The sequence below is a fragment of the Agrobacterium sp. DE0009 genome, from assembly GCF_007680755.1.
In the GTDB taxonomy this organism is placed as follows: Bacteria; Pseudomonadota; Alphaproteobacteria; order Rhizobiales; family Rhizobiaceae; genus Agrobacterium; species Agrobacterium tumefaciens_B.
This window is the reverse complement of record NZ_VEIU01000003.1, coordinates 394,115-405,967: the sequence shown is the minus strand read 5'-3', so window position 1 is coordinate 405,967 and position 11,853 is coordinate 394,115. Positions and strand designations below refer to the sequence as shown.

Genomic DNA, 11,853 nt, shown 5'->3' with positions numbered 1-11,853 from the left:
CAGGACAAGCGGGGGGCATTTTTAATCTTTCTGCTCGACGGGGATATCAGCAGGTCGATAAAACTGAGGGCTGTTAGCGGCGAATGACGGGGCAGCCGCGCTCGTTCGCAAAGACGACGCGGTCACGACCATGACGGTCGAAGCCAGCAACCACGACACGGCGCGGCGACACATCGACAACACGTGCGCGGCGAATGCCCATGCGGCTTGCCTTTTCTTCAGCGAGCCACGGCGCACAGCCGCGGTTCGGGCGACCCGGGCGACCCCAGCCCTGACCATGGCCATAACCATCACGAACCTGAACGCGCAGCTGGACATCCGAGGCGGCAGAAGCAGCCGGAGCGGTAAAAGAGATACCGCCAAGGGCGATCAGAGCAGCCAGGCCGGTTTTTGCAAAGGTGCTGAACATGAATTCACTCCATTTGTTTCTACGCCGACAGGAGAACCTCCCCGGCGATTGATGCGACATTAGGATCGCCCATCTGAATATCAGCAGAACCGAATGTTCAGCAGGCGTTCAGGGTGCTTAACGCCGAAAGCCTCAATCCGATCCAGAGATCACGCAGAGATATGCAACACAATCTCCCGCCGATGCGGTTGGTCACGATGTTCGAACAGATAAATCCCCTGCCAGGTGCCGAGCACCAGCCTGCCGTCGCTGATCGGCACACCGATCGAGACAGTCGTCAGGGCCGACTTGATATGGGCGGGCATGTCATCTGGGCCTTCGAGCGTGTGGATGATCCAACGCATGGAGGGGTCATCGGAAGGCGGTACAAGCCGGGAAAAATATGAAAGGAGATCACGCTGAACATCCGGGTCGGCATTTTCCTGAATGAGCAGCGAGCAGGATGTGTGCCTGAGGAAAATCGTCAGCAGCCCCTCATCGAGCCCTGCGTCCCTCACCAGCTCATTTGCCTGGCGCGTGAACTCATAAAGACCCTGTCCGCGCGTCGCGATGGTTATTTTCTTCTGCGGCACATTTTTTCTTTCTTATAGTCGGAACAAAATTAGCATTTCCGACGTTCTGCTATGTCAAATTGTACCCGGTATCGCTAGGGGTACATAAGTAAAGCGGCTTCGGCGTCCCAATCCGAGAACAAAGAAGACCGATAATAGTTGCAAATGAGGAAGGGCAGACGGACTAGAATGAATGACTTCGGCTCCCCTTATCTCGAGCAAAAGCCACGCCCTGGCCGCTCACATGCACTGGCCGCGAAAGACTGATAGATGGCGTCCGGTGATTTTCGATTAGATCTGACAAACTGCGATCGCGAACCGATCCACATACCAGGCTATATCCAACCGCACGGCTGTCTCATTGCCTGCGATAATGGCATGCGCGTCGTCGTGCGACACTCCGAGAACTGTCGCGACGTGCTTGGAATCGCGGGTGATATAAACGGCAAAACCGCCGAAGAGGTGCTTGGCAAGAAACTTGTCCACGATCTTCGCAACGCCCTCACCGTCACCGGCAGGACAACACGCCCCGCCATGTTGCCAGCCACGGAACTGGAGAATGGCCGCAGTTTCGACATCACGCTGCATCGCTATAAATCCACGACAATCGTTGAGTTTGAACCGTCCAGAGGTGAGACGCAGCCGCTTGGCACCGCGCGCAAGATGGTAGACCGCATTCGCGAGGCCGATAGCGTCGAAAGCCTGATCTCCCGAACGACCCGACTCATCAAGGCAACGCTCGGTTATGACCGGGTGATGATCTATCGTTTTGAAGAGGATGGCGCCGGCAAAGTCGTATCGGAGGCAAAGCAGCCGGAGCTGGAAAGCTTCCTCGGGCAATATTTCCCCGCCGGCGACATACCCCAACAGGCACGCGCGCTTTATCTGAAAAACACACTGCGCATCATTTCCGATGCGAGCGGTGCCCGCGTCGCGGTTCTGCCTGCCATCGATGCCTCCGGTGAGCCGCTCGATCTCTCTTACGCGCATCTGCGCAGCGTCTCTCCCATTCATTGCGAATATCTGCGCAATATGGGCGTTGGCGCTTCCATGTCCATTTCGGTGATCGTCGACGGTGCCCTGTGGGGCCTGATCGCGTGCCACCATTATTCGCCGCGCGTGCTCTCCATGCCGGTCAGGATCGCAGCGGAGATGTTCGGGGAATTTTTCTCCATGCATCTGCAGGTCCTGAAGCAGAAGCGCCGGCTCGATACCATCAACCGCGCCCATGCAGCGCTCGATCGGTTTCTGCGCCTTGCTGCCCATCACGCCAATATCGAAGAACTGCTGATCGACAGTTTCCAGGATTTTGCCGATCTGATGCCATGCGACGGCGTCGGTCTCTGGGTGGGAAACAACTGGCACGGTCATGGGGCTACACCGCCCCCGGACGTCATTCCGAGATTGGTGCGTTTCGCCGCCTCGGCATCCGGAGGCAGGGTGTGGGCCACCCATGCGCTGTCGCATGCCATACCTGAAGCGGAACTCTATGCTGGCACGGCTGCAGGCATGCTCGCCATTCCCCTCTCACAGGTCAAGGACGACTACCTGCTGTTCTTCCGCAAGGAGATCGTGCAGAACCTGAACTGGGCAGGCAACCCGGAAAAACAATATGAAAGCGGCCCGATGGGCGACCGTCTCACGCCTCGCAAAAGCTTTGCGATCTGGAAAGAGACAGTGCGTTTGCAGGCGCAGCCTTGGTCGGAGGACGACCGGGAAATCGCCGAGGCAGCCAGAATAGCGCTTGTCGAAGTTGCCTTTCATCACAGCGAACTCATAGCCGGCGAAAGAGAACGCGCGGAAGTTCGCCAGCGCATGCTGAATGAAGAGCTCAACCACCGCGTCAAGAACGTCCTCGCCATCATCAAATCGCTGGTCGGCAATCCCTCGCAGGAAGGAAAGACGCTTCAGGAATATGTGACGGCGCTGAAAGGCCGCATTCAGGCGCTGTCCTTTGCACACGATCAGATCATTCGCGGCGAAGGTGGCGGTGCCCTGCGCGACCTTCTCGAGGCGGAGCTCTCGCCGCATCGGTCTCCCGAAACCACGGTCAATCTGGAAGGCCCCCAGGTCACGCTCGATTCCCGCGCTTTCTCCGTCATGGCGCTGGTCTTGCACGAACTGGCGACGAATGCCGCCAAATATGGCGCGCTGTCGCAAAACGGCGGGCAATTGCATGTGCGCTGGCAGATCACAGAGAACCGCGACTGCGAGTTTGAGTGGCGGGAAATCCTGCCGAGAAAACTGCCGACGCCATCCCGCGCCGGTTTCGGCACGGCGCTTATCAGCCGCAGCATTCCCTACGATCTCGGCGGGCGCAGCACCTTGCGTTACCTGCAGGATGGGCTTGAGGCGGAAATTCTCCTGCCTTTCCGTCACGTCTCGTCGGCCACGACAACAGCCGACACGCCAGCGGAGAATGAACCCGCATCGCAGCCCAGGCGCTATAATCGGGAGGAGCCGTTGAAAGTCTTACTTGTCGAAGATCAGATGCTGATCGCCATGGACGTCGAGAACATGCTGGAGGATAACGGCATCAAGACGATCGAAACGGCGACCTCGTCAGCGATGGCGATCGAGAAGCTGAAAACCTATGTCCCTGATGTCGCCATTCTCGACATCAATCTCGGTAGCGACACCTCGATCCCCGTTGCCCGCGAACTTTACCACCGAGGCATCCCGTTCATGTTCGCCACCGGTTACGCCGATGGCAGCATGGTGCCGGATGAATTTGGAACCGTGCCAGTGATTAGGAAGCCCTATGACGAGGATGCGCTGATGGCGGGTATTGCGGTTCTGGTCGGAGATATCGAGCGGGTATGACCCGAACGAGGGCAAGGAGACATCCCTACCACTTCAGGGTCGGGCATCGATGTACGACGGCTTTGCGTGGTCCCGCGAAAGGGCTCGTTTCTACCGTCCAGTGAAACCGCGTTTGGTTGCTTCTGCCGGCGTAATGACATTGCCGATCTTGATTCTAAACGCAGTCACTGCGTAGTTGTCGACATCCACCTCGCATTGAAATGTAACGTCACGCCAAACGTCGCCAACGTTGAACGCCCCGCCGGTAGCGTCAAGAACATTGCCCGATATGCGTCCACCTGTATCCGAAAAGCCGTACATGCCGCGAGTATCAGGATACTCCTCCCTTATCTGCGCGAGCGCTTCAGCTTGGCAAAGCTGCACGATGCGGCGGCGTGGCGGCAGATCGCCGAACATCTGCCGTCTCTGCGCCGGTGTCAGCAGAGCCGATGACAGCAGGTTCTTGGCGGCCGGAAGTTTTGCCGGCTTGTCTTCCTTGACCTCGGAAGGTTTTTCCTCTGCCGGTTTTGCCTGCGGCACAGGCGGCTCCTTCGGTGGAGTTTCCTCCTTCACAGGAGAAACCGCAATCTCCCCCTGTTCGGCGGAAGCCTTGAGGTCGCTGTTGGCAGCGGGGGGCGCGGGCTTTTCCTCGGCACTTTTTTCCGGCTGGCTCGCCGGGTCCGATGATGGCTGCGGCTTTTCCGTTTCCTCGGTCTTGCCCGGCTTATCCTCGGGATCGGCCTGAGCCTCTTCCGGCCTCATTGCGATGGACGGTAGCGTCGCTTGCGGTTGCGGTGTCGGCTTCGTCTCCGCCTCCGCCTTTGGCGGTGGGGGCGGTGGGCGTGGCGGTGGTGGCGGCGGTTTTGGTTTTTCTTCTTCGGCAGGCGCAGCAGGCGGCGGGGGTTCCTCCTGCTTTTTTTCCTCCGGCGGCGGCACCAGTTCGACGCTGACGCTCTCAGGCTCCTGCGGTTCGGCTATCCGCTCCGGCAATTGAAAAAAGAACAGCGCGACAATCGCAAGATGCAGCAATACCGAGACGGGCACAGCCCATCCTCCGCGTCGCCACCTGCCTGCCGAAACCTGTTGCATCTCATCGAACCAAATCGAGGCTGAGCACGTCCATCAGAACGACATGCTCACGTTCACACATAAGGCTTGTCGCAGACTTCGCCAGCGCGGGAAATAAAAAACCCGGCCAGAGCCGACTGACCGGGTTCCATTTTTTTATAAAGCCAAAAGCTTAGCTGTCGAGGAAGCTGCGGAGCTTTCTCGAGCGGCTCGGATGCTTCAGCTTGCGCAGCGCCTTCGCCTCGATCTGACGGATACGTTCGCGCGTAACCGAGAACTGCTGGCCAACCTCTTCAAGCGTATGGTCCGTGTTCATGCCAATGCCGAAGCGCATGCGCAGAACGCGTTCTTCACGCGGCGTCAGCGACGCCAGAACGCGGGTCGTCGTCTCGCGCAGGTTCGCCTGAATGGCGGCGTCGATCGGCAGCAGCGCATTCTTGTCTTCGATGAAGTCGCCGAGATGCGAATCCTCTTCGTCGCCCACGGGGGTTTCGAGCGAGATCGGCTCCTTGGCGATCTTCAGAACCTTGCGAACCTTTTCCAGCGGCATGGCCAGCTTCTCAGCCAGCTCTTCCGGGGTCGGCTCGCGGCCGATCTCGTGCAGCATCTGGCGCGAGGTACGAACGATCTTGTTGATCGTTTCGATCATGTGCACCGGAATACGGATCGTGCGGGCCTGATCGGCAATCGAGCGGGTGATTGCCTGCCTGATCCACCACGTCGCATAGGTCGAGAACTTGTAACCACGACGGTATTCAAACTTGTCCACCGCCTTCATCAGGCCGATATTGCCTTCCTGAATGAGATCGAGGAACTGCAGGCCGCGGTTGGTGTACTTCTTCGCAATCGAGATCACGAGACGCAGGTTGGCCTCGACCATCTCCTTCTTGGCGATGCGCGCTTCGCGTTCGCCCTTCTGCACCATCGAAACGATGCGGCGGAATTCGGCGATGGAGATGCCGGTTTCCGTGGAGAGGTTCTGGATTTCCTGGCGGATTTCCCGGATCGTGTTGCTTTCTTCGCGGGCGAATTCCTTCCAGCCACGAGCAGCCAGATTGGCGATCGACTTCATCCAGTTCGGATCGAGTTCCGCACCGTGATACTGCTCGAGGAAGCTGTCGCGCTTGACGCCGTAGGATTCGGCAAGGCGCAGCAGACGGCCTTCGTTCTGCATCAGGCGCTTGGAAATGTCATAGAGCTGCTCGACAAGGCTGTCGATGCGGTTCTGGTTCAGCGACAGCGACTTCACGGCCGTGATCAGCTGATCCTTCAGTTCCTTGTAACGGCGCTCCTGACCGGAAGAGAGCGTGCCCGTGCAGGCAAGACGTGCCTCCACCTGCTGATCCTGAAGCTTGCGCAGCTTCTTGTAGGTATCGGCGATGGTATCGAGCGTTTCCATGACCTGCGGGCGCAGTTCGGCTTCCATCGCAGCAAGCGAAAGGTTGGACTCGTCGTCGTCCTCTTCTTCCTCTTCCGGCGGCAGGCCGTCGCCACCGACGTCTGTCACATCCTCGTCGCCGGTCGGCGCGCGCAGCTTGCGGGTCTTTTCCTTCTCTTCGGCAGCCTTGCGGTCAGCCTCGATTTTTTCCGGGCTCTGGAACTGCGGCGCGGCCTTGGCTTCCGGGCCGGAATAGGTCGTTTCGAGATCGATGATCTCGCGCAGCAGCGTCGTGCCTTCGTTGAGTTCGTCGCGCCAGATGATCAGCGCCTGGAACGTCAGCGGGCTTTCGCACAGGCCCGAAATCATCGTTTCGCGGCCGGCCTCGATGCGCTTGGCGATGGCGATTTCGCCTTCGCGCGACAGAAGCTCCACGGAACCCATTTCGCGCAGATACATGCGCACCGGGTCATCGGTACGGTCGGTCGGTTCTTTCTTCTTGGCGGTCGCAAGTGCGGTGCCGCCGGAGGGCGCAAGTTCGCCACCCTCGGAATCGTCACTTTCGGAATCGCTGTCATCGTCGCTGGCGGCGGCTTCTTCTGCGTCCTCGTCTTCGATGACGTTGATGCCCATTTCCGACAGCATGGCCATGATGTCTTCAATCCGGTCAGGATCAACCTGATCGGACGGAAGAACTTCATTCAATTCGTCCATGGTCACATAGCCGCGCTTCTTGGCGGCCTTGATCATTTTTTTGACTGCGTCATCCGAAAGGTCGAGAAGCGGGCCATCCGTCGCACCGTCGCGTTCGTTTTCTGCTTCTTCGTTTTCTTTGACTTTGGTTGCCATCTATCTCGTCGCTTTCCCTGACGCTAACACCTGTTCCGCCGCATCGCCGTCCGCCCCATGAGCATACAGCGTTTTGCCGCGAATCACTGTCAGACACCTAACGGAGTGATCTTTAATTGCCGATTAACCACGGCAGCCTCAGGCAGAATGCAAAGACGGTGCACCCGGAAATGCTTGCTCATGCAACTTCTATCCGCCAAGGCTCATTCCACCTTACTTTTCCTGAATTGGTGATTCCCGCTATTTCCCGCCCCGTCAAGCCTTTGAAGGCGAGACAGCTGCGGAATTATTAAAAAGAGCCGCATTTTGCGGGTTATCACCAGACTATCCCCTATTTAGGATGCTGGCCGCAAAAGGCAACCCCATTGGCCGTTCAATTCTCGGCGCAGGTCAGCCGTGGCCAAAAGCCGGCCCCTTCACCCGGCCGGACATGACGCCGAAACCGTCGATGATCGCCTCCTGATTTTCCATGCGACCGATCTCCAGTTGCACCTCAGCGAGCGCCCGCACCAAAAGCGTGCCACGTTCATCATCCGTCGCTTCGGCGATTTCCCGCTCAAGTTCACGCTTCTGCCACAGCAGGGACTTCGTCCGCTTGTGCAACGAAAGCGCCTGCACATATCCCTCGCGCGCATCTTCCATTGCGGCCTGCTCGGTTGCCGTCCACAAACGGGCATTGCGCACCTGCTGGTCCATCGCTTTCAGAAGCGGCTCAAAACCCTGCTGGGACAGCCGCTCGATGAGCGATGCACGGGAAATTTCCGCTGCGTTTTCGGCTGCATAGGTAAGCACCGATGACCACAGCCGTTGAAGATCGCGGTTCTCGTAGTCGATGGCGGCGATCTCGTCATATTCCTCGAGCAGCAGTTCGGGATGGTTGACAATGGTAATGGCGAGAACGCTTTCCCGCAGGGACGGCTTGGTCTGGTATCCCCTGACCAGGCCGGATTGCGCCAGCCGGTCCGAAATGCTGCTGGCCGGCGCGGCCATCGCTCCGCCCCTTCCCGGCGCATTGCGCTGGAAACCGCGGCCCGCCGGTTGTGCGCCGTTCCGACGGAAATTGCCGGTCTGGGCTCCGCCCTGCTGAAAACGTGGCTGGAAGAAGCCGTTCAGCCTGTCGCGCATGTCCTGCTGATAGAACCGACGCACCGTCTCATCGCCGATGACGGCAACGATCTGCCGCAGTCGGCTTTCAAGCTGGGCACGTTTTTCCGGCGTATCGAAAGTGACACCCGATGTCTCGCGGCTCCAGATCATCGCGGCGAGCGGCTTTGCTTCCGACAGCACCCGGTCAAACGGCGCACGCCCTTCCAGCCGCACCAGATCGTCCGGGTCCTTGCCGTCGGGCAGCAGCGCGAAGCTGACGGAGCGATCCGGCTTGATGTGCGGCAAGGCGAGGTCGGCCGCACGGTTGGCGGCGCGAATGCCCGCACCATCGCCATCGAAGCAGAGGATTGGCTGCGGCGACATCTTCCAGAGCAGGTCGAGCTGGCTTTCGGTCAGCGCAGTGCCGAGCGGGGCAACGGCATTTTCGACACCGGCCTGGTAAAGCGCGATGACATCCATATACCCTTCGACAGCGATGACCGTACCGCCGGCCGCCTGCGATGCACGGCGCGCCCGCGAAAAATTGTAGAGAACATTGCCCTTGTGAAACAGCTCGGTCTCATTGGAATTGAGATACTTTGCCACCGCATCCGCGGCCATCGCGCGACCGCCAAAGGCGATCACCTTTTCCCGCGACGACAGGATCGGAAACATGATGCGGTCACGAAACCGGTCGTAAGAGACCGGCACGTTTTCGTGCACCACAAGCCCGCAGGCTTCCATCTGCTCCTTGGGGACGCCCTTGCTTGCCAGATGTTCCTTCAGTGCGTTGCGACTGTCGGGCGCATAACCCAACCGAAAGGTCTCGATGGTGCGCCCCGTCAGCCCGCGATCACGCAGATAGGCCCGCGCCCGCGCGCCAAGCGCCGTTTGCAGCTGATCCTGAAAGAACAGCGTCGCCATTTCCATGACGTCCTGCAGCGAGGTACGCTCGCGCTCCCGCTTTTCCGCTTGGGGATCAGGCTGCGGCATGGGGATGCCTGCCATGTCGGCAACCTGCTGCACGGCCTCGGGGAAACTTAAACCCTCGAGCTCCGTCAGAAAGCGGAAATGATCGCCCGATACGCCACAGCCGAAGCAATGATAGCGGCCCTTGCGGTCCTCGCAGTGAAAACTCGGGCTTTTCTCGCCGTGGAACGGGCAGCAGGCCCAATAATCTCCACGCGACGTGTTGGTCTTCTTCTTATCCCATGACACACGTCGACCGATCACATCGGAGATGTGCACGCGGTCGCGTATCTCATCGAGGAAAGAATTGGAAAAGCGCATGGGTTACCTGTTCGAGGCCAGTCTTCCATATAAGCGCGGAATGGCGCCAGTACCAACCCTTGGAACAGGCTAACAGCCACTATACCCGTTATTCACAGGGCGGCACGAAAGATGGAAACGCCTTTGCGCTCGCTTCTGGCAAATTTGTGGCGCTGCAGCATCACTAAAAATTATGTTTTTGTAATTTGAGCGGTGTGTCTGGGCGGTGTACACCGTAATCACAGTCGAAGCAACGATATCACAGCAATCTGCCGACGCACCGCAGGCACGTCCCCCCCGAAAAAGCCTGCGCTTGTGAGCATTCTGATCCGCCGGAGTGCATTTTCGTCGACAGAAAAAAGGCAGGGCAGCCCACATCTGCCCTGCCTTTACTTTTTCCGCCAATGCCGAACTTACTTCAGCAGTTCCTTCACGACGCCCGAGGCTTTCGCAAAGTCGATCTGGCCGGGATAGCGCTCTTTCAGCGTGTTCATGCACTTGCCCATGTCACGCAGGCCGGAAGCACCGGTCTCAGTAATGACTGCCTGGCAGAGTTCGCGCACCTTTTCGGCCGGGATTTCTTCCGGCATGAATTCCTTGATGATGACGATTTCCTCGCGCTCCTGAGCGGCAAGCTCGGGACGGCCGGCGCCCTCGTAGATGGCAGCGGATTCCTCGCGCTGTTTGACCATCTTTGTCAGGATCTGCATGATGTCCTCGTCGCTGACGGGGTCCTTGCCCACGCCGCGATTGGCGATATCGCGATCCTTGATGGCCGTCTGGATGAGACGCACGGTCGATGTGCGTCTGGCGTCACGAGCCTTCAGCGCATCCTTCAAACTATTAGCGAACACGTCGCGCAGCATTTTTCTTCTCCTTGGGAAAGCCCGCTATCAAGCTTCCTGATACGGAAACTTTCCGCCTTATTTTTCGCAACGACATAAACGAGCAAACACGCTCAAGCAAATCAATTGCATAAGCCCTTGAATCTACGGCAGCTTAAATCCGCGTAAATCTTGGCCCTGCGGTTGACCGCTTGGGCTGCTTTCGTTATTTTCCGGCACCTGCACGAGATTTTAACGAAGGGTCGGAACGCGAGCTTTATCGCGCGCCCCTTTATGTCACGAAGCCTGCGACAAAAATGGCCCCTTACCCCCTGCCTTTCAAGAGGCGGGGTGCGAAGCGGCAGAAACGGAACGAGATGACCGAGACAGCGCCCTGGACTACCCGCAAACCGACTGCAATGCTTGTTCTTGCCGATGGCACGGTGATTGAAGGAACGGGCATCGGCGCAACCGGCAAGGTTCAGGCCGAGGTCTGCTTCAACACGGCGCTGACAGGTTACGAGGAAATCCTGACCGACCCCTCCTATCTCGGCCAGATCGTCACCTTCACCTTTCCGCATATCGGAAATGTCGGCACCAATGAGGAAGACATTGAAGACCTGACGCCCGCCGCCCGCCGTGGTGCTGTCGGCGTCATCTTCAAGGCTGACATCACCGACCCCTCGAACTTCCGTGCCGTCAAGCATCTGGATGCCTGGCTGAAGGCCCGCGGCGTCATCGGCCTCTGCGGCATCGACACCCGCGCCCTGACGGCATGGATCCGCGAAAACGGTGCGCCGAACGCCGTTATCGCCCATGATCCGAACGGTGTCTTCGATGTCGAAGCGCTGAAAGCGGAAGCCAAGGCGTGGAGCGGCCTTGTGGGCCTTGATCTCGCCATCGAAGCCACCTCCGGCCAGTCCTCCACCTGGGCCGAAACGCCGTGGGTCTGGAACAAGGGCTATGGCACGCTCGGCGAAGCCGATGCGAAATATCATGTTGTCTGCGTCGATTTCGGCGTCAAGCGCAACATCCTGCGCCTGTTTACCGGTCTCGATTGCAAGGTCACGGTCGTTCCGGCACAGACCTCGGCTGAAGACATCATGGCGCTGAAGCCGGATGGCGTGTTCCTGTCCAACGGCCCCGGAGACCCGGCCGCAACGGGCGAGTATGCCGTTCCCGTCATCCAGAACCTCATCAAGACCGACCTGCCGATCTTCGGCATCTGCCTCGGACACCAGATGCTCGGCCTTGCGGTCGGCGCCAAGACCGAAAAGATGCATCAGGGCCATCACGGCGCGAACCATCCGGTCAAAGACTTCACGACCGGCAAGGTTGAAATCGTCTCGATGAACCACGGCTTTGCGGTCGACACCAAGTCGTTGCCCGAAGGCGTCGAAGAGACCCATATCTCGCTGTTCGACGGCACCAATTGCGGGCTGCGCATCACCGGCAAGCCGGTCTTCTCCGTCCAGCATCACCCGGAAGCATCGCCGGGTCCGCAGGACAGCCACTATCTCTTCCGCCGCTTCGTCAACCTGCTGCGTGAAAAGAAGGGTGAGGCAGCGCTCGCCGAACGCTGATACTTTTCCAATCCAGACATTACATGCGGCCCGC

General features: G+C 58.8%; 8 protein-coding genes. 2 read left to right on the top strand and 6 right to left on the bottom strand.

Annotation, left to right across the window (positions count from 1 at the left end; all coding sequences use genetic code 11):
* Positions 1 to 73: 73 nt before the first annotated feature.
* Together FS804_RS14685 and FS804_RS14680 are read right to left on the bottom strand one after the other, a co-directional pair.
* Positions 74 to 409: a hypothetical protein gene (locus FS804_RS14685; RefSeq protein WP_063950632.1), complete on the bottom strand. Its 336-nt coding sequence runs from the start codon at positions 407 to 409 to the stop codon at positions 74 to 76.
* Positions 410 to 558: 149 nt separating this feature from the next.
* The gene (locus FS804_RS14680) at positions 559 to 981 is read right to left on the bottom strand and encodes a secondary thiamine-phosphate synthase enzyme YjbQ (RefSeq protein WP_144577293.1); all 423 of its coding nucleotides are present in this window, start codon (positions 979 to 981) and stop codon (positions 559 to 561) included.
* Positions 982 to 1,230: 249 nt separating this feature from the next.
* Here FS804_RS14680 and FS804_RS14675 point away from each other — a divergent pair, with 249 nt between their 5' ends.
* Entirely contained in the window at positions 1,231 to 3,783 is a 2,553-nt protein-coding gene (locus FS804_RS14675) for an HWE histidine kinase domain-containing protein (RefSeq protein WP_144577291.1), read from the top strand.
* 90 nt (positions 3,784 to 3,873) lie between these two features.
* Here the strand turns inward: FS804_RS14675 and FS804_RS14670 are convergent, their stop codons facing one another.
* From FS804_RS14670 to FS804_RS14655, 4 genes are all read right to left on the bottom strand, one after another.
* On the bottom strand, positions 3,874 to 4,806 hold the full coding sequence (locus tag FS804_RS14670; RefSeq protein WP_063950635.1) for a DUF930 domain-containing protein: 933 nt from the start codon (positions 4,804 to 4,806) through the stop codon (positions 3,874 to 3,876).
* 196 nt (positions 4,807 to 5,002) lie between these two features.
* Complete coding sequence (rpoD, locus tag FS804_RS14665) at positions 5,003 to 7,057, bottom strand: RNA polymerase sigma factor RpoD (RefSeq protein ID WP_063950636.1); 2,055 nt, start codon at positions 7,055 to 7,057, stop codon at positions 5,003 to 5,005.
* 390 nt (positions 7,058 to 7,447) lie between these two features.
* Positions 7,448 to 9,433 carry a DNA primase gene (dnaG, locus tag FS804_RS14660; RefSeq protein ID WP_144577289.1) on the bottom strand — a complete coding sequence of 662 codons (1,986 nt, stop codon included), beginning with the start codon at positions 9,431 to 9,433 and terminating at the stop codon, positions 7,448 to 7,450.
* 392 nt (positions 9,434 to 9,825) lie between these two features.
* Complete coding sequence (locus FS804_RS14655; RefSeq protein ID WP_063950638.1) at positions 9,826 to 10,278, bottom strand: GatB/YqeY domain-containing protein; 453 nt, start codon at positions 10,276 to 10,278, stop codon at positions 9,826 to 9,828.
* A gap of 335 nt (positions 10,279 to 10,613) precedes the next feature.
* Between FS804_RS14655 and carA the strand changes: the two genes are divergently transcribed.
* The gene (gene carA / locus FS804_RS14650; protein WP_144577288.1) at positions 10,614 to 11,819 is read left to right on the top strand and encodes a glutamine-hydrolyzing carbamoyl-phosphate synthase small subunit; all 1,206 of its coding nucleotides are present in this window, start codon (positions 10,614 to 10,616) and stop codon (positions 11,817 to 11,819) included.
* The last annotated feature ends 34 nt before the right edge of the window (positions 11,820 to 11,853 follow it).